Raw genomic sequence first — 24,223 nt, forward strand, 5'->3', positions numbered from 1 at the left:
TGTGCGCGGCGGCGGCCGTGCTCGTCCGGAGACCGGGAGAACCGGGAAAGAGGAGTGGAACATGGGCCTCGGCGTGGGCTGGACCCTGCACGGAGACGGGCGTACCCCCGCCCCCGGCGCGGTGGTCCGGCCGGATGAGCGGCTGTCGTGGCCGCGGACCGCCGGGCTGGGTGCCCAGCACGTCGTGGCGATGTTCGGGGCGAGTTTCGTCGCGCCGGTCCTGATGGGCCTGGATCCGAACCTGGCCATCATGATGTCCGGCATCGCGACGGTGGTCTTCCTGCTCGCGACGCGCGGCCGGGTGCCCTCGTACCTGGGCTGTTCGCTGTCCTTCGTGGGTGTGGCGGCGGCGATCCGCGCCTCGGGCGGGGACAGCGCGGTCGTCACGGGTGCGGTGTTCGTCGTCGGCGTGGCGCTGTTCCTGGCCGGTCTCGCGGTGCGGCGCTTCGGCGCCCGCATCATCCACACGGCGATGCCGCCGATCGTGACGGGCGCGGTGGTGATGCTGATCGGCTTCAACCTGGCGCCGGTGACGGCGTCGACGTACTGGCCGCAGGACCAGTGGACGGCACTGCTGACCATGCTGTTCACCGGGTTCGCCGTGGTCTGCCTGCGCGGTTTCTGGTCGCGCATCGCGATCTTCCTGGGGCTGGTCTTCGGGTACGCGCTCTCCTGGGTCTCCGACCTGCTGTTCGGGAAGATCCACTCGACGGTGGGCGGGGAGGCGGCCGTGGACCACTGGCGCCTGGACCTCTCGGCGGTCGCCAAGGCCGACTGGATCGGGCTGCCGTCCTTCCACGGGCCGTCCTTCGAGTGGTCGGCGATCCTGATCGCCCTGCCCGTGGTGATCGCGCTGATCGCCGAGAACGCGGGGCACATCAAGGCCGTCGGGGAGATGACCGGCGACCCCCTCGACGACGAGCTGGGCACGGCCATCGCCGCGGACGGCGCCGCGTCGATGCTGTCCACGGCGGTCGGCGGCCCGCCCAACACCACCTACTCCGAGAACATCGGCGTCATGGCGGCCACCCGCGTCTACTCCACGGCGGCCTACTGGGCCGCGGCGGGCTTCGCGCTGCTCTTCGGCCTGTGCCCCAAGTTCGGCGCGGTCGTCGCCGCCATCCCGGGCGGCGTCCTGGGCGGCATCACCGTCATCCTGTACGGCATGATCGGCCTGCTCGGCGCGCAGATCTGGATCAACGGGCGGGTGGACCTGCGCAATCCGCTGAACCTGGTGCCGGCCGCGGCGGGCATCATCATCGGCGTGGGCGGGGTGAGGCTGCAGATCACCGACAGCTTCGAGCTGGGCGGCATCGCGCTGGGCACGATCGTGGTGATCGGCGGCTACCACGCGCTGCGGCGCTTCGCCCCCGCGCACCTGAAGCCGCAGGAGCCGCTGCTGGACGCGGGCACGTCCGCCTACGACGACGGCGGGGAGGCGCAGGACAAGCCCCGTTGACGGTGCTTCGCCCGAACCGGGGAAGCGTACGGCCAAGTTCCCCGGATCCGCGCCGGCGCCTGCGACTCTGCCTCCCATGGAAGCGGTGCTGGCGCGGATGCGCGCCCTGGAGGAGCGGCTCCCGCCGCAGGACGGTGTCGCCGTCTTCAACCGGGTCTACCTGACGGTGACGGAGACCCTGCACCATCGGATCGCCCACGGGGGCTTCCCGGCGCCCCGGCGGGCGGCGACCCTGAGCGTCCGGTTCGCGGAGCGGTACCTGACGGCGGTGGAGGCGGACCGGGCCCCGGCCTGCTGGCGGCCGCTGCTGCAGTACCGCCGCCATCCCGGGATCCGGCCGCTCCAGCACGCGCTGGCCGGGATCAACGCGCACATCGGCCACGACCTGGCGCTCGCGGTCGTCGCGACCTGCGGTGAACTGGACTGCGAACCGCGGGCCCTGGAGTCGGACTTCGACCGGGTCGGCGACACGCTGGTCTCGCTGGAGGAGCACATCCGGGAGGACCTGATGCCGGGCCCGGACCTGCTGGAGATCGCCGACCCGCTGACCCACCTCGTCGGCTCGTGGAGCCTGGAGCGCGCCCGCGCCGGGGCCTGGTCGGCGGCCCGGCTGCTGTGGACGCTGCGCCGGGCGCCGGACCTGGCCGCGGAGTTCGCGGACTCCCTGGACGCGGGCGTGGGCCTGGTCGGCCGCTGCCTGCTGACCCCCCGGGGCTGAGGTGCGGGCATGGGAACGGGCCGCCGGCCCGCGTGCTGACGGCGCGGGGCGGCGGCCCGTGATCGGCGGGCCCCTGGGCAGGGGCCGGGAGGGTCAGTCCTCCGGGAGTTCGACCGGGGCGATCTCGTCGTAGACGTCGCCCGGGCCGGGGTTGGTGGAGTCGGTGGAGCCGCCGAGGTGGTGCATGACGCCCCACACGGCGTTGAGGGCGGTCTGGACCGCGCCCTCGGCCCAGCCGGCCGTCCAGGAGATGTCGTCGCCCGCGAGGAAGATGCCGCGCTTGTCCTCGGGGAGGCGGTCCTGCATGAAGTGGGTGAACAGGCGGCGCTGGTAGCGGTAGTGGCCGGGGAGGTTGGCCTTGAACGCGCCCATGAAGTAGGGCTCGTCCTCCCAGGAGACGGTGACCGGGTTGCCGATGATGTGGCGGCGGATGTCGACCTTGGGGTAGATCTCGCCGAGGGACTTCAGCATGACCTCCATCCGCTCGTTCGCGGACAGCGGCAGCCACTTCAGGCTGTCGTCGCACCAGGTGTACGACAGGCAGATGACGGCGGGCTTGTCCGGGCCGTCGTCCAGGAGGTAGGTGCCGCGGGTCATGCGGTCGGTCAGCGTCATCGACATGACGTCGCGGCCGGTCTCCTCGTCCTTGTCCAGCCAGAACGGCCGGTCGACGGGGACGAACAGCTTGGACGACTCCATGTAGTGGGTGCGCTCGATCGCCGTCCAGTGGTCGATCGGGAACAGCGTGTCGTCGCACTCGATCTTCGACAGGAGCATCCAGGACTGTGCCGTGAAGATCGCGGCGCGGTAGGTGCGGATGTCGCCGGAGGAGTCGGTGACGGTGATGCGGTTGCCGGCGGTGCGGTGCAGGCGGGTCACGGCGGGGCGCGGGGCGCCGTCGTGGAGGGTGGACAGGGAGGTGCCCTGGGCCCAGTGGACGATCTTCTCGGGCTCGCGCTCCCACAGGCGCAGCGGCAGCTGCTGGGAGCCGCCGACGATGCCGCGGTGGTGGTCGTCGGCCTCGGTGTAGACGACGCGCAGGATCTCCAGGATGGAGTTCGGGAAGTCGGTGTCCCAGCCGCCGGTGCCGAATCCGACCTGGCCGAAGATCTCGCGCTTGCGGAAGGACTTGAAGGCCTCCGACTTGCACAGGAAGCCGTAGAAGGTCTCGTCGTCGAGCTTCTCGACGAGCTTGGCCCAGATCTCGCGGATGCGCGGGACGTCCCGCTCGCGCATCGCGGTGTTCATGTCGGAGAAGTCGGCGCCCTCGTCGAGGCAGGCGTTCCACGCGTCGGCGACGTCGCGGTAGATCTGCGGGAGGTCGGCGATGGTCTCCGCGTAGTGCGTCTCGCCCTTGAGGTCGACGACCGTGGAGGGGGTGGCCTCGGCGAGCGGGTTCGGGAAGGGCTCGGTGACCAGGCCGACGAGGTCGATGTAGTGCTGCAGGGCCGTGGAGGAGGGCGGGAAGCGCATGGCGCCCATCTCGGCGGTGAGGCCCTCGGTCTCGGCGCCCTCGAAGCCGACGGTGCGCAGGCGGCCGCCGATCTGGTCGGCCTCGTAGACGACGGGCTTGAGGCCCATCTTCATGAGCTCGTAGGCGGAGATGATGCCGGAGAGACCGCCGCCGATGACGGCGACCTCGGTGCCGAACTCGGTCGCGGGTATCTGGCCGAGGCCTGCCGGGTGGGCGAGGAAGTCGTCGTAGGCGTACGGGAAGTCCGGGCCGAACATGGTGATCGGCGGCTGTCCGTCGCTGTGCGGGACGGCGGTGGTGGGCACCGTGGACGTCATGGGGTACGACTCCTTGCGGGCAGGGCTCGGGGGGTGGAGCGGTGGGGGCGGGGAGGGGTGCTGGTGCGGGTCAGACGAGCGAGGCGTAGAGGCCCGGCCGGCGGTCGCGCAGGTAGGGGTTGTTCTCGCGCGAGACGCTGAGCAGCTCGGGGTCGACCTCGCCGAGCACCATCTCCTCGCCGCGGCCGGCGCGGGTGCGGGTGGTGCCGTCGGGGCTCGCCAGGCAGCTGAGGCCGACGAACTCGAACTCGCCCTCGGGGCCGGTGCGGTTGACGTACGCGACGTACATCTGGTTCTCGAAGGCCCGGACGGGGACGAGGTGCTCGGCGACGAACTGGAAGGGGTGCATCTGGGCGGTCGGCACCAGGAGGAGGTCGGTGCCGGCGAGCGCGTGGGCGCGGACGTTCTCGGGGAACTCCACGTCGTAGCAGATCATGATGCCGATGCGGATGCCGCCGAGGTCGGCCTGGACGACGGGGATGTCGCCGGGGGTGAAGGCGTCCTGCTCGAAGCAGCCGAAGAGGTGGGTCTTGCGGTAGTTCGCGAGGGAGGCGCCGTCGGGGCCGATGAGCTGGGCGGAGTTGTAGACCGTCTCGCCGTCGCGCTCGGGGTAGCCGTAGAGGACCGCGAGTCCGTGGCGGCGGGCGATGTCGCCGACGGCGCGGGCGGAGTCGCCGTCGTGGGCCTCGGCGACCGCGGGTACGGCGTCGAGGTCGAGCGCGTAGCCGGTCAGGAACATCTCCGAGGTGACCAGCAGCCCGGCCCCCGCCCGTGCGGCGCGCTCGGCGGCCTCGTCGAGCGCCTTGAGGTTCCCGGCGACGTCGCCGAGGACTCCGGAGCTCTGGAGGAGGGCGGTGCGCAGCGGGGGCATGGGCGTACCTCTGTGGCAGGAGGGGCGGGTGCGGTCCTGTAAACGGTACGTTTCGCCCTCCCGGCGCAACAAGGCGCCGATGTTGCGCGCTGGTGTGCGATTCGTTGCGCGTTACGGGGCTCTGGCGGCGATTCGTTGCGCGACGGCGTCGGGGAGCCGGTCAGTCGGCGGTCCGGCACAGCAGGAGGGTGGCGAAGCCCCAGGTGGCACGGTATCCGCGCAGCCATTGGGTGCGGTGGCCGTTCGCTGCGTCGAGGGCTTCGGCGCTGTCCGGGTGGTCGGGGTGGTCGAGGGCCCAGGCGGCCAGCGAACCGGTCCAGGACCACTCGTAGTCGTCGAGTTCCTCGCGGGTGCTGAGGTGACCGTACACCGGGGTCCATCCGGCCGCTGTGACCTGGTCGACGAGGGTGGGCAGATCGGGGAGGTGACCGAAGTCCCGGAGGTCCGCTGGGGTGGGCGGGTGCTCCCAGTAGCCGTCGCCGACGAGGACGTGGCCGCCGGGGGCGAGGTGGGCGCGGGCGGCGTCGAGGGTGGGCAGGAGCCCGCCGAAGGCGTGGGCGGCGCCGACGCTGAGGACGAGGTCGTAGGGGTGCGGGTCGGTGTGGTCCGCGGCGGGCCGAGGATGCAGGGCCAGCCGGTCGGCGACGCCGAGGGCCTGTGCGGCGGCGGCGGCCCGGTCGAGGGCGGTGCGGGAGACGTCGACGCCGACGCCGTGTACGCCGGGGCGGGCGTGCAGGGACCGCAGCAGCCATTCGCCGGGGCCGCAGCCGAGGTCGAGGACGCGTTCGGTGCCGCGGGGCAGAGCGCGGTCCAGGAGCCGGGCGACGGCGGTGTCGCTCAGCGGGGCCGCGACGGGGTGGTGGGCGTGGGCCAGGTGGGAGATCGTTTCTCGGTTCACCGGGACACCTTCCCCGTCGGTGGACGCTCGGGGCATCCGGTTTTCCGGTGGCGGCTCGGGGGGCGGCCCCGACGCCGGGAACCGGGAGCGGCCCCGGCTGCGGGAACCGGGAGCGGCACGATCGTCCGCCCGGGTTTCGCCGTGCCTGCGCGAGGAGGATCGTGGGAAGTGCACCGTCCGGCGTCGGTGCCGGCGGACACCTGTCCCGGGAGGCTCGTCATGCGGAAGGTCATGGACTGCAGGGACTACCCCAGCGAGATGAACTGCACCCTCGCCATCTCGGGCGAGGAGGAAGAGGTCATTGCGGCGGCCGCCCAGCACGCCGCGACCGTGCACGGCCACGAGGACACTCCGGAGTTCCGGGCCTCGTTGCGCGGGATGATGAAGGACGAGGCGCCGCAGCACGCCTGAGAGCGTGCGGCGCCGGTGCGGGACCCGGCCCGACGGGCGGGTCTACGCGGAGGGTCTACGCCGGGGCGCCGGAGGTGAAGCGGCGCAGCAGCGGGGACAGGACGAGGACGGACTTCGTGCGTTCGACGAAGGGCTCGCCCGCGATGCGTTCCAGGACCCTCTCGAAGTGGCGCATGTCGGAGGCGAAGATCTGCACGAGGGCGTCCGCGTCGCCGGTGACGGTCGACGCGGACACCACCTCGGGGTATCTCTCCAGTCCTCGCCGGATGTCGTCCGGCGAGGTGTTGTGGCGACAGTAGATCTCGATGAAGCCCTCGGTCTCCCAGCCCATGGCGGCCGGGTCGACGCGGACGGTGAAGCCGGTGATGGCGCCTTCGGCGCGCAGCCGGTCCACGCGCCGCTTGACGGCGGGGGCGGACAGCCCGACCTCGGAGCCGATGTCCGCATAGGAGCGGCGGGCGTCCTCGGCGAGGGCGTGCACGATGCGTTCGTCGAGATCGTTCAGTCGCACGGGGGGTGAATCACTTCTGTTCAGCGACCTCCGCGGCCGAGGCGGCCACGGCGGCCACGGTGGCCAGGCTGGAGCGGCGCATGCCGTAGAAGAAGTAGATCACGAGACCGACCGCCATCCAGCCACCGAAGCAGAGCCACGTGGCCATCGGCAGCTCGATCATGAGGTACGCGCAGAAGAGGAAGCCCAGGATCGGGGTGACCGGGAAGAGGGCGACCCTGAAGGTGCGGTTCATGTCGGGGCGCTTGTAGCGCAGGATGACGACGGCCACGTTGACCAGGCCGAACGCGAAGAGCGTGCCGATGCTGGTGGCGTTGGCCAGCTCACCCAGCGGGATGAAGGCGGCGAGCAGTCCGCAGAAGAGGCAGACGATGATCGTGTTGACCTTCGGGGTGCCGGTCTTCTCGTCGACCTTGGCGAACGCCTTGGGCATCAGGCCGTCGCGGGACATGGCGAAGAGGATGCGGGTCTGGCCGTAGAGGACGGCGAAGACGACGCTGGCGATGGCGACGACCGCGCCGGCGGCGAGGATGACGCTCCAGAAGGAGTGGCCCGTGACGTTCTCCATGATCTGGGCCAGGGCGGCCTCGCTGCCCTCGAATTCCTGCCACGGCATGGCGCCGACGGCGACCAGGGCGACGAGGCAGTAGATCGCGGTGACGATCAGCAGCGAGAGCATGATCGCGCGGGGCAGGTCCTTCTTCGGGTTCTTGGCTTCCTCACCGGCGGTGGAGGCCGCGTCGAAGCCGATGTACGAGAAGAAGAGCATGGAGGCGGCGGTGCTGATGGCGGTGACGCCGAGCGGGGCCAGCGGGGTGTAGTTGCCGGCCTTGATGCCCATGAAGCCGATGACGATGAACAGCGCCAGCGTCACGATCTTGACGACGACCATGATCGTGTTGATCCGGGCGCTCTCTTTGGCCCCGCGGAGCAGGAAGACCATGCACAGGAGCACCACGACGAGGGCGGGGAGGTTGATGTAGCCGCCCTCGCCCAGCGGGGCGGAGAAGCCCTCAGGGATGGTGAAGCCGAGCGTGCCGTCGAGCAGCTCGTTGAGGTACTGGCCCCAGCCCACGGCGACGGCCGCGACCGAGACGCCGTACTCCAGGACCAGGCACCAGCCGCAGACCCAGGCTATGAGCTCGCCCATGGTGGCGTAGGCGTAGGAGTACGAGGAGCCGGAGACCGGGATCGAGCCCGCGAGCTCGGCGTAGGAGAGCGCCGAGAACAGCGCGGTCAGGCCGGCGACGATGAAGGCGATGAAGACGGCCGGGCCGGCGACCGGGGTGGCTTCGCCGAGGACGACGAAGATGCCGGTGCCCAGGGTCGCGCCGATGCTGATCATGGTCAGCTGCCACATCGTGAGCGAACGCTTCAGCGCGCCGCCCTCGCCCTGGCCGCCTTCGGACACCAGCTGCTCGACCGGCTTGCGGCGGAGCAGCGGGTTGACGGGCCTGCGGGCCTCGGAGGCGAGCGGGGGCGCCTGGCCGTGGTCGAGCACGAGGGGACTCCTTGTCACTGCGGATCGACAGAGGTCGGGGATGAGGCGTCGACCGCGACGGTCCGGAGCAGGACAGGGCCCGACGAGGGAAGGGCCTGGCAATGGGGGACCGCCGAGCAGGCGATCCGCGCCACTCCACGTACAGCGAGTGAGCCTACGAGCTGAGTGATACCGCCCGTAATGGACCATCCTTGCACATTGGCGCACGATCATTGCGCGGATCGGTCACGGACAGTCGTTTGTTGCGTAGGGATGATCGATCGCTGCGCAGGCCGCCGACGACCCCCGTTCTTGACACCTCGTCAGATCTGTCGCACCGTGCCGCCCTGGATCCGGCCGCTGCCCCTCGCGGGAACCGGGCGGCCGGCGCCGGTGGAATCCGGGGCCGCGCGGGGTACGGGTGAACGCGGTGGCACCGGCGGTGACGGGGCAGGCGCCCGGGTGGACGGCGGGGCCGGCACGGAGTCCCCCCGTCCGACGATCGGAGGCGAAGGATGAGCGCACCGGTACACGGCGAGGGCAGACCCGGCCGGTGGCGGGACGTGGAGCCGTACGGGGTTCCGGGCGCACGGCGGGCAGCGCGGCAGGCCACGGGGCAGGAAACCGGACACGGAGCCGGGCAGGAGGCCGGGCAGGAAGCGGGCCGGGAGGCCTGGCCGGGAGCGGGCCGGGAGGCCGAGCAGGACGCTTGGCAGGATCCGCGGCCCTTCCTGCGCGGGGTCGCCTGGCTGGACAAGGGCCGGCCGGTACGCGCCGACCCCGCCGACACGATGCGGCTGCCCTGGGACACCGGCGAGCGGGCCACGCTGCCCATCGGGGTCCGGCTGGAGTTCACCACCGAGACCGCGCGGGCCGTCGAGATCCGCTACCGGGCCACCGTGCCCGGCCCCACGGACGCCCTGCGCGACCTCGCGCACGGCTTCGCCCTGTGGGACCGCCACGGGGCGGTCGGCGAGGTGTTCACCGAACCCGCCGCGGAGGCCGTCGTACGCATCGGCCTCGGAAACGGCGACGGGCCCTTCCACGGCCCGTTCACCATCCACCCGCCCGAGAACCAGTCCCCGCTCGTCCTCGGCCTGCGCGGCATCGGCGGCCCCCTCTCCCCCGCGCCGCCCGTGCCGCGCTGGGTGGTGCACGGCGACTCCATCACCGAGGGCTGGTGGTCCACCCGCCCCGCCCACGGCTGGCCCGCCGTCGCGGGCCGGTCCCTCGGCTGGGACACCGTCAACCTCGGCTACGCCGGCGCCGCCCGCGGCGAACTGGCCACCGCCGAACAGCTCGCCGCCCTGCCCGCGGACGTGATCACCCTCGCGTTCGGCACCAACTGCTGGTCCAGGGTGCCCTTTTCGGCACCGCTTCTGTACGAGACCACGCGCGCCTTCCTCGAACTGGTCCGCCAGGGCCATCCGCGGACCCCCCTGCTGCTGGTCTCCCCCGTCCTGCGGCCCGACGCCGAACGCACGCCGAACAGGCTCGGCGCCACCCTGGGCGCCCTGCGCGACGCGATGGAGCGCGCCACCCGGGACCGGATCGCCGCCGGCGACGACCGGCTCGCCGTCCTGCCGGGCCGTGACCTGCTGGGACCCGAGCACCTCGCGGACGGCCTGCACCCCAACGACTCCGGACACCAGGTACTCGGCCTCGCTGTGGCCACGGCCCTGCGGCGCGCCGGGTTCGGCGGGGGGTGAGTGAAACAGCCCACACCGGAGGCGGTGAACAGATCCCGCCCACCGGGGCGTGTCCTGTGCACAGTTGCCGCCGCTGGGGGCGGCGATACGACAGACACGACGTGGGAGAGATCAACATGGGCATGAAGCGCGCAACCACCTTCGCCGCGGCCGCCGTCGCCGTCGTCCTGGCGGCCAGCGCCTGCGGCCCGTCGGACTACAAGGCCTCGGACACGACCCAGCCCGCCGGTGCCGCCGCCGACGCGGCCGCCCCGGCGGCCGGGCCCGGCAACCAGCCCGGCGGGCAGCTCGCGGCGTCCACCACCGAGCAGCTCGGCCCCGTCCTCACCGACAGCGCGGGCCTGACGCTCTACCGCTTCGACAAGGACACCGCGAAGCCGCCGAAGTCGAACTGCGAGGGAGACTGCGCGAAGACCTGGCCGGTGGTCGCGGCCGGTGACGTCACCGCCCCCGCCGGCATGGACCCCTCGCTGCTCGGCGAGGTGGTCCGCGGCGACGGCTCGAAGCAGCTGACGGTGGACGGCTGGCCGGTGTACCGCTTCAACAAGGACGCCAAGCCGGGCGATGTGAAGGGGCAGGGCGTCGGCGGGGTGTGGTTCGCGTTCGGCGCGGACGGCAAGAAGGCCGCGAAGGGGGCGGCCCCGGCCGAGGCCGCCCCCGCACCGGCCTCCTCCGCCCCGGCGCCCGACGCCTCCGCCGCCCCGGCGAAGCCCGCCCCGGCGGAGGCACCCCCGGCCGACGCCGCCGCCCCGGCGCCGGGCCTGTCCGTGGCGAAGGACCCCAAGCTGGGCGAGCACATCGTCGACGGCAACGGCATGACCGTCTACCGCTTCAAGAAGGACTCCGCCTGGCCGATGGTCTCCAACTGCGTGGGCGACTGCCTGGCCAAGTGGCCGGTCGTGCCCCCGGTGGACAAGGCGAACGCCAAGGGCATCACGCAGAAGAACTTCAGCGTCCTGGACCGCCCGGACGGCCAGAAGCAGCAGACCGTCGACTGCTGGCCCATCTACACCTTCTCGGGCGACAAGAAGCCCGGTGACACCAACGGACAGGGCGTCGGCGGCACCTGGTACGCCGTCTCCCCGGACGGCAAGCCGATCACCGTCCAGTAGTCCCTCCGGTCCCCCATCCCCCACCACGGTCCGCGCGGCCCCTGCCCCAACTCCCCCCGGGCAGGGGCCGCGCCTGTTGCGGCCCTGCACAGCGCCCGGGCCGGCGCCGCGCGCCCGCCGGGCACGACGGGACAGCCCTTAGGGCCTGTATCGAGTTGCCCCGCGGCGTCGCGACGCCCGGCACGCACCCTCGAACGCCGCTCCTTGCTCCACGGGGCAACTCGATACAGGCCCTAGACTCGGCGGCATGCTGCGCGTGCTCGCTGTCGACGACGAGATACCGCTCCTGGAGGAACTCCTCTACCTGCTGCGCTCCGACCCCCGGGTGAGCAGCGCGGAGGGCGCCTCGGACGCCACCGGGGCGCTGCGCCGGGTCACACGGGCGCTGGAGTCCGGCCCGGACGGGCCCGACGGGATCGACGTGGTGTTCCTCGACATCAACATGGCCGGGCTGACCGGGCTGGACGTCGCCCGGCTGCTGACCGGGTTCGCGCGGCCGCCGCTGATCGTGTTCGTCACCGCCCACGAGGGGTTCGCCGTACAGGCCTTCGACCTCAAGGCCGTGGACTACGTACTCAAGCCGGTGCGGCCGGAGCGGCTGGCGGAGGCCGTCCGGCGGGCCTGCGCACAGCTGGGCCGGGCCGAGGAGGTGCCGGCGGCCGCCGAGGCGCCGGCGGGCCCGCCGGCGGTGGCCGCGGCGCCGCGGCCGGCCCCGCGACAGGCCGTCGCCGACCGGGGGCCGGAACAGATCGCGGTCGAACTGGGCGGCGTCACCCGCTTCGTGGCGATCGCCGACATCGCCTACGTCGAGGCGCAGGGCGACTACGCCCGCCTGCACACCGACGAGGGCAGCCATCTCGTGCGGATCCCGCTGTCCACGCTGGAGGAGCGGTGGGCGGCGCGCGGGTTCGTACGGATCCACCGCCGTCATCTGGTGGCGCTGGCCCGGATCGACGAGCTCCGGCTGGACTCCGGCACCACCACCGTCCGGGTGGGGGCGGCCGAACTCCAGGTGAGCCGCAGGCATGCGCGGGAGCTGCGCGATCTGCTGATGCGGCACGCGACCGGCTGAAACGGGCCGTCTGGTGCCGCGCTATGGCCCGGCCGGGCGACCGCCGGGCGCGCGGGGATGGCCGTTCACCGCACCGGGAGGGGCGTACGGCGATCCGCGGGAGCCGCCTGCCGCACCGGCGGCGGGAACGGGCCGCCGATGCCGTCACCGCTGCGTATCGTGGATCTTCCCGGCGCGGGAGGAGCGAGATGTCCGAGGTCCAGGCGCTGGTCGACACCCTGAGCGGACTGCCGCGGAGGCGGCCGGCGGGGCCCGCCGAGGCCGCGGTGCTGCTCGCCCTGCTGCGCAGTGCGGCCGCGCGCTGGGCGGACATCCTGTACGAGGCGGGCGAGGGCGTCCGCGACCAGGTCCCGCCGCGTGCGGAGGCAGCGTTGACGCTGGCCTTCCGGCGGGCGGAGGAGTCGTACGTGGAGCTGGAGATCGCCCTGCGGGACTGCGCGGAGCACCGCGATCCGGCCGTCTGAGCCTGGCGGACCCCGGGGTCCGAATCGTGCCTGTCGCCCGGTCGGGGGCGTGCGTAGACTCCGGTCAGCCCGCCCCCCGGCCGAAGGACCGCCCCGGTGAACCAGACGTACGCGCTGACCGCGGTCGCCGTCGTCGTCCTGGTCACGCTGCTGCTCGGCGCGCTGGGCCTGCGGATATCCCGGACCACCTCCGACTTCTACGTGGCTTCGCGCACGGTGGGGCCGCGACTGAACGCGGCGGCCATCAGCGGGGAGTACCTCTCCGCGGCGTCCTTCCTCGGGGTGGCCGGGCTGGTGCTGCTCCAGGGGCCGGGGATGCTGTGGTATCCGGTGGGCTACACCGCCGGGTACGTGGTGCTGCTCGTGCTGGTGGCGGCTCCGCTGCGGCGGTCCGGTGCGTACACGCTGTCGGATTTCGCCGAGGCGCGGCTGGAGTCGCGGGCGGTGCGCCGGATCGCGGTGCTGTTCGTGGTCGGGGTCGGCTGGCTGTACCTGCTGCCGCAGTTGCAGGGGGCGGGTCTGACCCTGACGGTCCTCACCGGGGCTCCGCACTGGGTGGGTGGGCTGGTCGTCGCCTGTGTGGTGAGCGTCGCGGTGGCGGCCGGGGGGATGCGCAGCATCACCTTCGTGCAGGCCTTCCAGTACTGGCTGAAGCTCACCGCCTTGCTGGTCCCGGCGTTCTTCCTGATCGCCGCGTGGGCCGGGGACGGTGCGCCGCGGGCCAGCTTCGACGCGCCGGCGGTCTTCCGGGAGCACACGTCGGTGACGCTCGCGCAGGACGTCCGGTTGTCGGTGAAGGAGCCGCTGGCGGTGACGGTGACGGGGCGGGTCGACGGGCGCGGCCATGTGTCGGAGCCGCTGGTGCTGGCCGCGGGCGAGCATTCCGTACGGGCCGGGGCGCGGCTGGAGTTCGCCGCGGACACCCCGGTGCCGGATGCGCGGGAGGAGCCGGGGGCGGTGGTGGGCACGTGGTCGGAGCCGCCGTCCGGGGAGCTGCGGGAGTACCGGCTGTACGCCACGTACGGGCTGATCCTGGCGACGTTCCTCGGGACGATGGGGCTGCCGCATGTCGCGGTGCGGTTCTACACGAGTCCGAACGGGCGGGCGGCGCGGCGGACGACGCTGGTGGTGCTGGGGCTGGTCGGCGTCTTCTACCTGCTGCCGCCGGTGTACGGGGCGCTGGGCCGGATCTACGCCCCCGAGTTGGCACTGACGGGTGACGCGGACGCGGCGGTGCTGGTGCTGCCCGAGCGGATGCTGGGCGGGCTGCTGGGCGAGTCGCTGGGGGCGCTGCTGGCCGGCGGTGCCTTCGCGGCGTTCCTGTCGACGGCGTCGGGGCTGACGATGGCGGTGGCGGGGGTGCTGCACCAGGACGTGCTGCCGAAGGGCGGGGTGCGTAGTTTCCGGTCCGCGGCGCTGGTGGCGATCCTGGTGCCGCTTGGCGGGAGCGTGGCGGTCACGCAGGTGCCGGTGGCGGATGCGGTGGGGCTGGCGTTCGCCGTGTCCGCGTCGTCGTTCTGCCCGCTGCTGGTGCTGGGGATCTGGTGGCGGGGGCTGACTCCGCCGGGGGCGGTGGCCGGGCTGGTCACCGGTGGCGGGGCGGCGCTGGGGGCGGTGCTGGCGACGCGGGCGGGGCTGGCTCCGTCGGGGTGGACGCACACGGTGCTGTCCTGGCCGGCGGTGTGGTCGGTGCCGCTGGGGTTCCTGACGATGGTCGGGGTGTCGCTGGCCACCAGGTCCCGGATTCCGGCGGGGGCGGCGGCCACGCTGGCCCGGCTGCACCTGCCGGAGGCCGTGGCCGGGGGCCGGGCGGGGGGCCGGCGGTGACCGGGTCGGGGCAGGTCCTGCTCGTGGTGCTGGCGGTGGGTGCGGGTGTGTTGCTGGGCGCCGGCTGGGCGGCGGGGCGCTGGCACGCGCGCCGCGGGGAGCGGCTGGCGGGCCTGGATCTGGGTACCCCGGTGGAGCGGGCCACCTTCCACACGTTGCACACGGCTTCGCTGGCCGCTCCCCCGCTGCGCGCCGGGCTGACGGAGGACGCGGCCCGCAAGGCCGCCCGGCGGCTGAGGTCGCTGCTGGGGACGGAGGCGTTGTGCCTGACGGACCAGGAGGCGGTGCTGGCGTGGGACGGGCCGGGCGCCGACCACCACCAGCGGCGGGCGATGGCCCGGGTGGCGGTGATGCTGGAGTCGGGGCGCAGCCAGAGCGTGCGGACCGGGTGTCAGCGGCCGGACTGTCCGCTGAAGTGGGCGGTGTTCGCGCCGCTGACCGGCGAGGACGGGGTGTTGGGTGCGCTGGTGGCGTACGGGTCCCGGGAGTCGGCGGTGCTGGTGCGGGCGGCGACGGAGGTGGCGCGGTGGGTGTCGGTGCAGCTGGAGCTGTCCGAGCTGGACCGTTCGCGCACGCGGCTGATGGAGGCGGAGATCAAGGCGCTGCGGGCGCAGATCTCCCCGCATTTCATCTTCAACTCGCTGGCGGCGATCGCCTCGTTCGTGCGGACCGATCCGGAGCGGGCGCGGGAACTGCTGCTGGAGTTCGCGGACTTCACGCGGTACTCGTTCCGGCGGCACGGGGATTTCACGACGCTGGCGGAGGAGTTGCGTTCCATCCAGCAGTATCTGGCGTTGGCGGGGGCGCGTTTCGGTGACCGGCTGAAGGTGACGTTGCAGGTTGCGCCGGAGGTGCTGCCGGTGGCGCTGCCGTTCCTGTGTCTACAGCCGCTGGTGGAGAACGCCGTCAAGCACGGTCTGGAGGACTCCACGAAGGAGTGCCTGATCACGATCACGGCGCAGGACGCGGGCCCCGACGCGGTGATCACCGTCGAGGACAACGGGGTCGGGATGGATCCGGCCGTGCTGCGCCGGATCCTGGCCGGGGAGCGGGGGGCCGCTTCGGCGGGGGTGGGGCTGCCCAATGTCGACGAGCGGATCCGGCAGGTGTACGGGGACGCGTACGGCCCGGTGATGGAGACGGGCGTCGGCGCCGGCATGAAGGTCACGGTGCGGATTCCCAAGTACCGTGCGGGAGTGCACAGTTCACCTGTGGGGCCGGTCCTGCCGCCGCGAGCGTGAACGCCCGTGGCCCCGGGGTGCGTCCGCGGTGGACGGGCCCGGGGCCACGGGGTGCGTCTGTTCTAGGGCGTGTCGCAGCGTGTGTGCCGAGCCCCGCCGCCCAGGCGGGACTTCGACGACACCGCTAGCTCCAGCTGGCGTGCAGCGGCTTGCCCTCGGCGTAGCCGGCTGCGGACTGGATGCCGACCACGGCCTTCTCCTCGAACTCGGCGAGGGAGCCGGCACCGGCGTAGGTGCAGGAGGAGCGGACGCCCGCGATGATCGAGTCGATCAGGTCCTCGACGCCCGGGCGGGCCGGGTCGAGGAACATGCGCGAGGTGGAGATGCCCTCCTCGAACAGGCCCTTGCGGGCGCGGTCGTACGCCGACTCCTCGCTCGTGCGGTTCTGCACGGCGCGGGCGGAGGCCATGCCGAAGGACTCCTTGTAGAGGCGGCCCTCGGCGGACTGCTGGAGGTCGCCCGGGGACTCGTACGTACCGGCGAACCAGGAGCCGATCATGACGTTGGAGGCGCCGGCGGCCAGCGCCATCGCCACGTCGCGCGGGTGGCGGACGCCGCCGTCGGCCCAGACGTGCTTGCCGTACTTCCTGGCCTCGGCGGCGCACTCCAGGACCGCGGAGAACTGCGGGCGGCCGACGCCGGTCATCATGCGGGTGGTGCACATGGCGCCGGGGCCCACACCGACCTTGATGATGTCCGCGCCGGCGTCGATGAGGTCCTTGACGCCCTCGGCGGCGACGATGTTGCCTGCCACGATCGGGACCTGCGGGTCCAGGGCGCGGACGGCCTTGATCGCGTTGATCATCGATTCCTGGTGGCCGTGCGCGGTGTCGATGACGAGCGTGTCGACTCCGGCGTCGAGGAGCTGCTTGGCCTTGGCCGCGAAGTCGCCGTTGATGCCGACGGCGGCGGCGATGCGCAGCTTGCCGTCGGCGTCGGTGGCGGGGGTGTAGAGGGTCGCGCGCAGGGCGCCCTTGCGGGTGAGGATGCCGACGAGCTTGCCGTCGGCGTCGACGGCCGGGGCCAGCTTGCGGTGGCCGGCGTCGAGCTTGTTGAAGGCCTCGCGGGGGTCGATGTCGGCGTCGATGAGCAGCAGCTCCTTCGACATGACCTCGGAGAGCTGGGTGAAGCGGTCGACGCCGGACAGGTCGTGCTCGGTGACGACGCCGACGGGGCGGCCCTCGCCGTCGACGACGACGCCGGCGCCGTGGGCGCGCTTGGGCAGCAGGGACAGCGCGTCGGCGACGGTCTGGGTGGGCGCCAGCGTGATCGGGGTGTCGAGCACGAGGTGGCGGGTCTTCACCCAGGAGATGACGTCGGTGACGACCTCGATGGGGATGTCCTGGGGGATGACCACGAGGCCGCCGCGGCGGGCGACGGTCTCGGCCATCCGGCGGCCGGCGATCGCGGTCATGTTCGCCACGACCAGGGGAATGGTGGTGCCGGTGCCGTCGGGCGAGGAGAGGTCGACGCCCTGGCGGGAACCGACCGCGGAGCGGCTCGGCACCATGAACACATCGTCGTACGTCAGGTCGTACGGCGGCTTCAGGTCATTGAGGAAACGCACGTGCTGAACATCCCAGTCAATCGGAGGTGCCTCGACAGGGTGCAGCCGAGGAAACGCACGTACTTCATTCTCCCACGACCTGGCGTTCACGCCGCCCGGGCCGAACGTCCAAGGCGGTCCGGTCCGGCTGGTGGTTTCCTACGGGACCCTGGCCCCGCGGGGTGCGGCCGGGCGGTCTCGCAGGGGCGGGGCACACCGGTCCGGGTCACAGTGGAATGGTCGGAAAAGGGCCCCCGGGCGACCGGGCTGATCAGCGCTGGAGGATCCATGACGGCGACGACTCGGGACGAGGCACCCATCGCGGTCGAGGGCGGCGGCCTGGAGGTGCGGGTGCAGGAGATCGGCGGTGACCTCACCGTGGGCTTCTTCCGGCTGCCGCAGGGCACCGATCTCACGGAGGCGCTCAAGGGCCTCCCGGACGACATGTGCCCGTGCCCGCACTGGGGCTACCTCCTCAAGGGCCGGCTGCTGATGCGCACGGGGGACGGGGAGGAGGTGTACGAGGAGGGACAGGCCTTCTACTGGGGGCCGGGACACATTCCGGTGGCCCTCGCCGACACGGAGTACGTCGACTTCTCGCCGACCGCCGAGTTCCACCGCGTGGTGGAGCACGTCAGGGGCGGGGCGGGCTGAGGGCGTCCGCGGGGCGGGTCGCGGGTGGGGGCGTGCGGCGGCGGTGGACGGGGCCGGCGCCGCCGGTCAGCGGGAGTGCCGAGCCGCCGTGCCGGAGGGCCGTGAACTCGGCGGCGATGGCCAGGGCGGTCTCCTCGGGGGTGGCGCCGCCGAGGTCGAGGCCGATGGGTGAGCGCAGCCGGGCCAGGGCGGCGTCCGTGACTCCTTGAGCGCGCAGCCGTGCGGCGCGTTCGGTGTGGGTGCGCCGTGAACCCATGGCTCCGACGTAGCCCAGCGGCAGCCGCAGGGCCAGCTCCAGCAGCGGTACGTCGAATTTCGCGTCGTGGGTGAGTACGCAGACGGCGGTACGGGAGTCCAGCCGGCCCGCCTGCCACTGCGCGGCCAGGTGCCGGTGCGGCCAGTCGACGGCCACCTCGTCGGCTTCGGGGAAGCGCGCGCGGGTGGCGAAGACGGGGCGGGCGTCGCACACGGTGACCCGGTGGCCCAGGAAGGCGCCGATCCGGGCCAGGGCGGCGGCGAAGTCGACGGCCCCGTAGACGAGCAGCCGGGGCGGTTCGGCGGCGGACTCGACGAGCAGGGTCAGGGGCTCCCCGCACAGGCCGCCCGCCGTGCCGAGCTCGGTGGTGCCGGTGCGCCCGGCGAGCAGCAGGGCGCGGGCCCGGTCGGCGGCGGCCCGGTCGAGGGCGGGGCCGCCGTCGAGGCCGCCCTCGTAGGAGCCGTCGGCGTGGACGGCGAGGGCCCGGCCGAGCTGGCGCGGCGGGCCGGACACGACGCGGGCCAGCGCGGCCCGCGTGCCGTCGGCTGCGGCGTCGAGGACCGAGCCGAGTACGGGCCGTACCGGGTCGCGGCCGCGTACCGGGGTGACCAGGACGTCGAGGACGCCGCCGCAGGTCAGGCCGACGGCGAAGGCGTCGTCGTCGCTGTAGCCGAAGCGGTGCAGGCCGCCCCGGCCGGAGGTGATCGCGTCGAGGCAGAGCTCGTGGACGGCGGACTCCACGCAGCCTCCGGACAGGGAGCCGAGCGCGGTGCCCCGGTCGTCCACGGCGAGGGAGGCGCCGGGGCCGCGTGGCGCGCTGCCGCTGACGGCGACGACGGTGGCCAGGGCGAATTCCCGGCGGGCGGCGCACCATGCGCGTAGCTCTTCGGCGATGTCGAGCATCAGCGGATGTATGCGCGGCGCGGGGTCGGTCCGGGCAGGCGCGGCGGCAGCACGGCCGGGGTGGCCGGGTGTGCTGCGGCGGGCCGGGGCAGGGCGGTGGCCTGCCGGGGGAGGCCGGCGGGGCGCGCGGGGCCGGGGTACGGGTCGCGGGCGTGGGGGCGTGCGGAGAGCAGTTTCGCGGCGTGGGCGACGCTCGCCAGGGTGGCGTGGTGGTGCCAGCCTCGGAAGGAGCGGCCTTCGAAGTCGCGGATGCCGACCGGTTCGCAGGTCTCGGTGAAGTCCAGGGAGACCCGGTCGGTGAGTTTGGCGAGCAGGAAGAGCTGGGCGAGCGGGCGGTCCCCGATGTTGGTGATCCAGAACTCGGAGGGCAGCAGGGCGGCTTCGCTCCAGGCGCCGAGGAGCAGCAGCGGGGTGGGTGGGGCGGGTGTGTGGCGGTCCTCGCCGGGGGTGGCGAGGACGGGGGCCGAGGTCAGCAGGGTCACCGCTCCTTCGGTCCGGCCGTGCCGGGTCCATTCGACGACGCGGCGCTGGGAGCGCAGGGAGTCGATGAGTTCGCGTGCGGGGGCGGTGTGCGGGCCGGGTTTGTGGCGGCCCGCACCGCCGAAGGAGACGGGCAGTGTGCCGTCGACCTTGAAGACGAAGGGGATGTCCTGGAGGGTGAACGATTCGATGCTCTGCGGCAGATCGCCGTTGGCGACCTCCATCACGACGGGCCGGCGCTGGAGTTGCCAGGTGGCGGCCATCCGCTGGACGGCGTGTACGGCGTCCTGGGCGGGGGTGAGGGAACGGGCGGTGTCCGGGATGCCGGCCCGTCGGCGGCGCATGAGTTCGCTGGTCCACGGTCCGGGGAGGGTGAGGGTCCACTCGACCGGGAAGCTGGCCTCGCTGGAGGCGAGCCAGATTCCGCCGGCCTGCTGGCAGTTGGCGGTGCGGCCGAGCTGGGGGACGAACTGCCGGCCGACGCCGACCGAGCGGTCGCCGGCCTTCTCGATGACCATGGGCTGGAGCACCCAGGCCAGGGGGCGCTGCGCCGTGCGTTCGAGGTGCTGGGCGAGGGAGCGCCGCACGGGGGTCCAGTCCCAGGGGGACTTGCTGATGAACTGCTGCAGGCTCTGCTCGACCGAGCTCGCTCCGGTTCCGGCGATGTTACGGATTGTTTTCTTCCCGTTGGTCCGCACGAGGCCGTTCAGATAAACGCGGGCCCAGTTCCGCTGGTCCCGCCGGGGTAAGGACTCGAAGAGAAGAGAGATCATGACGTCGATCAATTCGGAGACTTCCTTGACGGAATCCTCCGGCAGGACTGCGCGAGCCATCTGGTGCCTCCCCCGCGACCAGCTAGATCCGATACCCTACTTGACCGCGGAGAACGGCCGTAGGCCCCTGCGGCTACTTCCTGAGGTCGCTGGCAGATTCGAGCCGCTCTTCCTCTACCACGAGGGGGATGGGGATCTGGTTCGCCGCATAGTAGATCGCGATCAGGAAATGTGCGACAAGTGTGAGAGGTGCGGAGTAGAAGGCCAGGACGACCGTGCAGGGATAGGCGATGGCACCGAGACCGAAACGCAGCCTCGTGGCCCGTGCGCCGTCCTTGTCCACCTGTTCGTGGAAGAGGTGCCCGACCCGGGTGACGTACCACCAGAAGAGCAGGAACGCGGCGGCGTAGGCCACGGTGACGAGGCTGTAGAGGACGGCCGCGGGGTTGGCGGAGCCTTCCTCGGTGAGGTGCTCGGCGAGCACGTTGGTCGTGTACGGGATGACCGAGACCACCATCAGCACCATCAGGTTCAGGAACAACAGCGGACGGTCTATCCGCTTGAGGTGACTGAAGATGGTGTGGTGGTTCACCCACATCACGCCGATGAGGAGGAAGCTCACCACATAGGCGGCGTAATGCGGCCATTGCTCGCGGACCCCGTGCCAGAAGGCGGAGCCGGTTCCTTCCGGAACCTTTAATTCCAGGACGAGGATCGTGATGATGATGGCGAATACCCCATCACTGAATGCCTCGACCCGCCCGGTTTCGTTTTCCATGACCTCCCCTTTACCCTTTCCGTGCACACGCGCGGCGGGGTGCGCATACGGGGAGGGTGCGTTTGCCCCCCTCCCCGCACACGCTACCCATGTTTCCGGCCTCAGCCGCCGAATCCGGCGGTCTGGCGCCAGATTCGGCCATCGCGGACCACGAGGGTCCCGAACGCGTGCTCCGGTTCGCCGTTCAGGTTCATGATCGCCCGGTAGAAGATGGTGTCCTCGGTCTCGATGTACTCCTGCAGTTCCACCAGCGTGGGCTTCACGGCGAGGTAGCCGGTGAAGGTCTCGCGCACCGCTTCGATGCCCACCGAGGCGCCCTCGAAGCGCAGCAGCACGGCGTCCTCCGTGTAGTTCTTCATCACCGCCTCGATGTCCAGGGCGGCCAGCGCCTCCATCTGGCGGACGAACACCGGGTGCAGGGTGGAGATGTCGTAGGTGGCCATGTCGACTCCGTTTCAGCTGGGTGTGTCCGGCGCGGGTGCGGCTCCGCGGGCGGTCTCGGGTGTTTGCGCAGGTGAGGCGCAGGACTGGGCGCTGCCGGCGAAGGGCAGCCGGACGACCATCCGGGTCTCGCCGGGCCGCGAGCGGGCGGTGAGCGACCCGTGGTGGCGCTGGGTCACGATGCGGTAGCTCAGGTGCAGCCCCAGGCCCGTGCCCTTGCCCACGTCCTTGGTCGTGTAGAAGGGTTCGAAGATGCGAGGCAGTACGTCCGGGGGGATGCCGCGGCCGGTGTCGGTGACCTCCACGACCATGCACACGCCTTCGGACCGGGCGCTCAGCGTCAGTACGCCGGAGCCCTCCATGGCCTCGACGGCGTTGTCGACCAGGTTGGTCCACACCTGGTTCAACTCGCTGGGATAGCCAGTCAGTTCGGGCAGGTCCGGCTCGTACGCACGCACGACGGTGATGCCGCCGAGCTTGGCACGCAGCACCACCAGCGTGTTCTCCAGCCCCGCGGTCACCGGGAAGCGCTGTTCGGGCGCCCGGTCGAGATTGGCGTAATCCCGGGTGGCCGAGACGAGTTGGGAGATCCTCGGTCCCGCGGCCCGCAGCTCGGCGGCGAGCGCGTGGACCTCCAGCAGCGCCGCCAGGTGGTCGAGCGCGCACGCGAGGGACTGCTTGCCGATGTCCCGTGTCCGCAGCAGCAGCCACTCCAGGTCCAGGCCGAGGTCGGAGACGCCCGAGCCGAGCAGGTTGGACCGCTCGGCGCCGGCTCCCTCGGCCCAGTCGGCGATCTCCTCCTCGGCGTCGGCCTGGGCCAGCGGGTCGGTGGTGACCGGCGGCGGCAGCGCGTCCAGTTCCGCGGTCAGCCGGCCCAGGACCGCGCGCTCGGCGGGCCCGGCGGCCGCTCCCCAGTCCTGGGCGGTCCGGGTGAGCCGGTCCAGGGCGGGGGCCAGTTCCTGCGCGGCCCGGGCGACGGCGGCCGCCGGGTTGTTCAGCTCGTGGGCGAGCCCGGCGGCGAGGGTGCCGAGCGCCTCCACGGTGGCCCGTTTGCGGGCCTGCACCTCGGAGGACTTGATGCGCCAGGCCAGGACGGGGATCAGGACCGCGGCCACCCCGTTGCACCGCGTGAGCATTTCGAAGAACACCGCCTTGGGGTACGCCACCACCGTGGTCGACGGGCCGCTCGCGGCGGCCGTGGCGACGTACGCGCCGTCCGTCAGCAGCGGCAGTTCGCCGGTGAACCGGTGGGCGGCCGGGGGCTTGCCGTCGTGGTCCTCCGACGCGGCGCTCTCCTCCTCGGTGGAGTGCCGGGTGAGGACCTCCTCCCGGCCGTCGACGACCTTGGTGACGACGAGCCCGCCCGAGAGCAGGACGTGGAAACCGGTCGCCTCCTCGCCGTCCCGGAAGAGGACCTGCCCGTCGGAGAGGACCTGCGGCCGGGAGACCGAGACCAGCCAGTCCAGCTGCTCCTCGGTGAGTCCCGCGAAGACCTCCAGCCCGCGCAGGGCGGCGCGCAGCCGCGGTGCGGTCATCTCCGGCGCGTTCACGCGGCGCCCCCCTCGGCCCTGGTACGGGCGGCCAGGCGCAGGGTGGCCAGCAGGGCCGCCGCGCACACCGCGGCGACGGCGGCCATGAAGCCGACCGAGGTGCGGTGGAGGCCGTGGATGTTGGTCAGCATCCCCGCGAGTACGGCCGGCACGCTCATCGCGAGGTACGCGAAGACGTACACGGCGGCGGTCAGTTCACCCCGGTGGGCCGGTTCGGCGAGCCCGCTCAGCGCCCGGAAGGCGCCGAGGAAGGCCGCTCCCCAGCCGCTGCCGAGGACGGCCGTGGCCACCATGAACACGGTGGCCGAGCCCAGCCCCAGCGCGAGCAGCACCAGCGCGAGCCCGGTGAGCAGGCCGATCAGTCCGAGCACGGCGGTGCGCAGGGCCCCGGTGCGGCCCAGCACGAGCTGGGCGGCGGTGGCGGCGCCGGCGAGCAGTGCGACCGTGGCCCCGCCGGCGAGGTAGTTGGTGGACCGCAGCAGGGACAGGGCCAGGTGCGGGCCGAGGGAGAGGTAGAAGCCGCCCACGGACCAGACGGCCACGATGGTCAGGACGAGGACGGCGAAGCGGCCCCGGGCGCCCTGCGGGACGTGGATCCGGTGCGGGACGATCCGCAGCCCGCCGCCGGCGCCGGGAGCGCTCTCTCGCATGCGGACGACGCCCGCCAGGGTGACGGCGAAGGCCCCGATGAGCAGCAGATAGCTGAGGACGGTCGGGGCAGGCGCGTACTGGACGAGCAGTCCCGCCCCGATGCCGCCGAGGCCGATGCCCACGGTCGGGCCCGCGCTGTTGACCTGGGCTCCGAGGGCGGGCCGTGCGGCGGGGCTGAGTTCCAGCAGGGCGGCGCCCATCGCACCGGTGGCGAGGCCCACGGCCAGCCCCTGGACGGCGCGGGCGGCGAGGAGCAGTCCGAGCCCCTGGGCTGCGGCGAAGAGGGCCATCGAGACGATCGCCAGGACCAGGGCGGCGGCCAGGACCGGACGCCGGCCCAGGGTGTCGGAGAGGGACCCGAAGAGCAGGAGCCCGGCCAGCACGGTGACGGCGTACAGGGCGAAGACCACCGTGATCGTGCCGGAGGACAGGCCCCACTCCTGCTGGTAGAGCACGTAGAGGGCGGACGGCACGGAGGAGGAGAGCATCAGCAGTACGAGGACGGCGCCGGCCACCCAGAAGCCGGAGCCTCCGGGGGCGCCGGCCGTGCGGACGGCTGGGTGCGTACCCGTGGTCGTTTCGGACGGTTCGGCCACTGCTTCACTCAACTCCCCCGTGGTGGGCCCT

The 24,223-nt window shown here is 72.5% G+C and carries 22 protein-coding genes; 10 read left to right on the top strand and 12 right to left on the bottom strand.

The genetic code is table 11. The features are described from left to right. Nucleotides 1-61: 61 nt before the first annotated feature. Nucleotides 62-1,459: a uracil-xanthine permease family protein gene (locus BSL84_RS05870; protein ID WP_045322487.1), complete on the top strand. Its 1,398-nt coding sequence runs from the start codon at nucleotides 62-64 to the stop codon at nucleotides 1,457-1,459. 76 nt (nucleotides 1,460-1,535) lie between these two features. After that, nucleotides 1,536-2,177: a DUF5995 family protein gene (locus BSL84_RS05875; protein ID WP_030027011.1), complete on the top strand. Its 642-nt coding sequence runs from the start codon at nucleotides 1,536-1,538 to the stop codon at nucleotides 2,175-2,177. Nucleotides 2,178-2,270: 93 nt separating this feature from the next. On the opposite strand, the gene BSL84_RS05880 is transcribed toward BSL84_RS05875, so the two are convergent. The 3 genes from BSL84_RS05880 to BSL84_RS05890 all read right to left on the bottom strand — a co-directional run bounded on the left by BSL84_RS05880 (nucleotide 2,271) and on the right by BSL84_RS05890 (nucleotide 5,737). Then, nucleotides 2,271-3,968, bottom strand: coding sequence for a flavin monoamine oxidase family protein (locus tag BSL84_RS05880; RefSeq protein WP_030027012.1), 1,698 nt, complete (start codon nucleotides 3,966-3,968; stop codon nucleotides 2,271-2,273). A gap of 70 nt (nucleotides 3,969-4,038) precedes the next feature. After that, nucleotides 4,039-4,839, bottom strand: coding sequence for a carbon-nitrogen hydrolase family protein (locus BSL84_RS05885; RefSeq protein WP_045322488.1), 801 nt, complete (start codon nucleotides 4,837-4,839; stop codon nucleotides 4,039-4,041). Nucleotides 4,840-4,999: 160 nt separating this feature from the next. Continuing rightward, nucleotides 5,000-5,737: an SAM-dependent methyltransferase gene (locus tag BSL84_RS05890; protein ID WP_075971991.1), complete on the bottom strand. Its 738-nt coding sequence runs from the start codon at nucleotides 5,735-5,737 to the stop codon at nucleotides 5,000-5,002. 219 nt (nucleotides 5,738-5,956) lie between these two features. Here BSL84_RS05890 and BSL84_RS05895 point away from each other — a divergent pair, with 219 nt between their 5' ends. After that, entirely contained in the window at nucleotides 5,957-6,148 is a 192-nt protein-coding gene (locus BSL84_RS05895; RefSeq protein WP_030027015.1) for a DUF1059 domain-containing protein, read from the top strand. Between the two features lie 55 nt (nucleotides 6,149-6,203). On the opposite strand, the gene BSL84_RS05900 is transcribed toward BSL84_RS05895, so the two are convergent. Further along, complete coding sequence (locus BSL84_RS05900; RefSeq protein WP_030027017.1) at nucleotides 6,204-6,659, bottom strand: Lrp/AsnC family transcriptional regulator; 456 nt, start codon at nucleotides 6,657-6,659, stop codon at nucleotides 6,204-6,206. Nucleotides 6,660-6,669: 10 nt separating this feature from the next. Further along, nucleotides 6,670-8,160 (bottom strand): amino acid permease, encoded by a 1,491-nt coding sequence (locus tag BSL84_RS05905; RefSeq protein ID WP_030027018.1) that lies wholly within the window; start codon nucleotides 8,158-8,160, stop codon nucleotides 6,670-6,672. Between the two features lie 494 nt (nucleotides 8,161-8,654). Here BSL84_RS05905 and BSL84_RS05910 point away from each other — a divergent pair, with 494 nt between their 5' ends. The 6 genes from BSL84_RS05910 to BSL84_RS05935 all read left to right on the top strand — a co-directional run bounded on the left by BSL84_RS05910 (nucleotide 8,655) and on the right by BSL84_RS05935 (nucleotide 15,564). Further along, complete coding sequence (locus BSL84_RS05910; RefSeq protein ID WP_234363417.1) at nucleotides 8,655-9,848, top strand: GDSL-type esterase/lipase family protein; 1,194 nt, start codon at nucleotides 8,655-8,657, stop codon at nucleotides 9,846-9,848. A 116-nt stretch (nucleotides 9,849-9,964) separates the two neighbouring features. After that, nucleotides 9,965-10,960 (top strand): SCO0930 family lipoprotein, encoded by a 996-nt coding sequence (locus BSL84_RS05915; RefSeq protein WP_045322491.1) that lies wholly within the window; start codon nucleotides 9,965-9,967, stop codon nucleotides 10,958-10,960. A gap of 247 nt (nucleotides 10,961-11,207) precedes the next feature. Beyond that, a complete protein-coding gene (locus BSL84_RS05920) occupies nucleotides 11,208-12,032 on the top strand; it encodes a LytR/AlgR family response regulator transcription factor (RefSeq protein ID WP_045322492.1) in 825 nt (274 codons plus the stop codon). A 188-nt stretch (nucleotides 12,033-12,220) separates the two neighbouring features. Continuing rightward, nucleotides 12,221-12,496, top strand: coding sequence for a hypothetical protein (locus BSL84_RS05925; RefSeq protein WP_030037379.1), 276 nt, complete (start codon nucleotides 12,221-12,223; stop codon nucleotides 12,494-12,496). Between the two features lie 96 nt (nucleotides 12,497-12,592). Further along, the gene (locus tag BSL84_RS05930) at nucleotides 12,593-14,323 is read left to right on the top strand and encodes a cation acetate symporter (RefSeq protein WP_075969962.1); all 1,731 of its coding nucleotides are present in this window, start codon (nucleotides 12,593-12,595) and stop codon (nucleotides 14,321-14,323) included. Next, complete coding sequence (locus tag BSL84_RS05935) at nucleotides 14,320-15,564, top strand: sensor histidine kinase (RefSeq protein WP_075969963.1); 1,245 nt, start codon at nucleotides 14,320-14,322, stop codon at nucleotides 15,562-15,564. The genes BSL84_RS05930 and BSL84_RS05935 overlap by 4 nt, the downstream gene beginning before the upstream one ends. 124 nt (nucleotides 15,565-15,688) lie before the next feature. Here the strand turns inward: BSL84_RS05935 and BSL84_RS05940 are convergent, their stop codons facing one another. Further along, a complete protein-coding gene (locus BSL84_RS05940) occupies nucleotides 15,689-17,131 on the bottom strand; it encodes a GuaB1 family IMP dehydrogenase-related protein (RefSeq protein WP_030037375.1) in 1,443 nt (480 codons plus the stop codon). A gap of 267 nt (nucleotides 17,132-17,398) precedes the next feature. Between BSL84_RS05940 and BSL84_RS05945 the strand changes: the two genes are divergently transcribed. Beyond that, nucleotides 17,399-17,764 carry a hypothetical protein gene (locus BSL84_RS05945; RefSeq protein WP_030037374.1) on the top strand — a complete coding sequence of 122 codons (366 nt, stop codon included), beginning with the start codon at nucleotides 17,399-17,401 and terminating at the stop codon, nucleotides 17,762-17,764. Here BSL84_RS05945 and BSL84_RS05950 read toward each other — a convergent pair. The 6 genes from BSL84_RS05950 to BSL84_RS05975 form a co-directional block, all read right to left on the bottom strand. Continuing rightward, complete coding sequence (locus tag BSL84_RS05950; RefSeq protein WP_045322495.1) at nucleotides 17,745-18,923, bottom strand: XdhC family protein; 1,179 nt, start codon at nucleotides 18,921-18,923, stop codon at nucleotides 17,745-17,747. The genes BSL84_RS05945 and BSL84_RS05950 overlap by 20 nt on opposite strands. Beyond that, complete coding sequence (locus BSL84_RS05955; protein WP_078849032.1) at nucleotides 18,923-20,236, bottom strand: transposase; 1,314 nt, start codon at nucleotides 20,234-20,236, stop codon at nucleotides 18,923-18,925. Before BSL84_RS05955 ends, BSL84_RS05950 begins: the two co-directional genes overlap by 1 nt. A gap of 73 nt (nucleotides 20,237-20,309) precedes the next feature. Continuing rightward, nucleotides 20,310-20,954, bottom strand: a complete 645-nt coding sequence (locus BSL84_RS05960) for a TMEM175 family protein (protein ID WP_037663660.1) — start codon at nucleotides 20,952-20,954, stop codon at nucleotides 20,310-20,312. 101 nt (nucleotides 20,955-21,055) lie between these two features. Next, nucleotides 21,056-21,397 (bottom strand): nuclear transport factor 2 family protein, encoded by a 342-nt coding sequence (locus BSL84_RS05965; protein WP_030030930.1) that lies wholly within the window; start codon nucleotides 21,395-21,397, stop codon nucleotides 21,056-21,058. Nucleotides 21,398-21,409: 12 nt separating this feature from the next. Further along, nucleotides 21,410-22,945, bottom strand: coding sequence for an ATP-binding protein (locus tag BSL84_RS05970; protein ID WP_075969964.1), 1,536 nt, complete (start codon nucleotides 22,943-22,945; stop codon nucleotides 21,410-21,412). Then, on the bottom strand, nucleotides 22,942-24,192 hold the full coding sequence (locus BSL84_RS05975) for an MFS transporter (protein WP_052680582.1): 1,251 nt from the start codon (nucleotides 24,190-24,192) through the stop codon (nucleotides 22,942-22,944). The genes BSL84_RS05970 and BSL84_RS05975 overlap by 4 nt, the downstream gene beginning before the upstream one ends. Nucleotides 24,193-24,223: the final 31 nt, after the last annotated feature.

Source organism: Streptomyces sp. TN58, assembly GCF_001941845.1.
Taxonomy (GTDB): domain Bacteria; phylum Actinomycetota; class Actinomycetes; order Streptomycetales; family Streptomycetaceae; genus Streptomyces.

What these genes read in the sequence shown, in the direction of transcription:
- BSL84_RS05955 (WP_078849032.1), bottom strand. Translation starts at nt 20,236, where the DNA reads ATGGCTCGCGCAGTCCTGCCGGAGGATTCCGTCAAGGAAGTCTCCGAA.
- BSL84_RS05960 (WP_037663660.1), bottom strand. Translation starts at nt 20,954, where the DNA reads ATGGAAAACGAAACCGGGCGGGTCGAGGCATTCAGTGATGGGGTATTC.
- BSL84_RS05895 (WP_030027015.1), top strand. Translation starts at nt 5,957, where the DNA reads ATGCGGAAGGTCATGGACTGCAGGGACTACCCCAGCGAGATGAACTGC.
- BSL84_RS05950 (WP_045322495.1), bottom strand. Translation starts at nt 18,923, where the DNA reads ATGCTCGACATCGCCGAAGAGCTACGCGCATGGTGCGCCGCCCGCCGG.
- BSL84_RS05915 (WP_045322491.1), top strand. Translation starts at nt 9,965, where the DNA reads ATGGGCATGAAGCGCGCAACCACCTTCGCCGCGGCCGCCGTCGCCGTC.
- BSL84_RS05870 (WP_045322487.1), top strand. Translation starts at nt 62, where the DNA reads ATGGGCCTCGGCGTGGGCTGGACCCTGCACGGAGACGGGCGTACCCCC.
- BSL84_RS05925 (WP_030037379.1), top strand. Translation starts at nt 12,221, where the DNA reads ATGTCCGAGGTCCAGGCGCTGGTCGACACCCTGAGCGGACTGCCGCGG.
- BSL84_RS05885 (WP_045322488.1), bottom strand. Translation starts at nt 4,839, where the DNA reads ATGCCCCCGCTGCGCACCGCCCTCCTCCAGAGCTCCGGAGTCCTCGGC.
- BSL84_RS05880 (WP_030027012.1), bottom strand. Translation starts at nt 3,968, where the DNA reads ATGACGTCCACGGTGCCCACCACCGCCGTCCCGCACAGCGACGGACAG.
- BSL84_RS05945 (WP_030037374.1), top strand. Translation starts at nt 17,399, where the DNA reads ATGACGGCGACGACTCGGGACGAGGCACCCATCGCGGTCGAGGGCGGC.
- BSL84_RS05875 (WP_030027011.1), top strand. Translation starts at nt 1,536, where the DNA reads ATGGAAGCGGTGCTGGCGCGGATGCGCGCCCTGGAGGAGCGGCTCCCG.
- BSL84_RS05965 (WP_030030930.1), bottom strand. Translation starts at nt 21,397, where the DNA reads ATGGCCACCTACGACATCTCCACCCTGCACCCGGTGTTCGTCCGCCAG.
- BSL84_RS05910 (WP_234363417.1), top strand. Translation starts at nt 8,655, where the DNA reads ATGAGCGCACCGGTACACGGCGAGGGCAGACCCGGCCGGTGGCGGGAC.
- BSL84_RS05920 (WP_045322492.1), top strand. Translation starts at nt 11,208, where the DNA reads ATGCTGCGCGTGCTCGCTGTCGACGACGAGATACCGCTCCTGGAGGAA.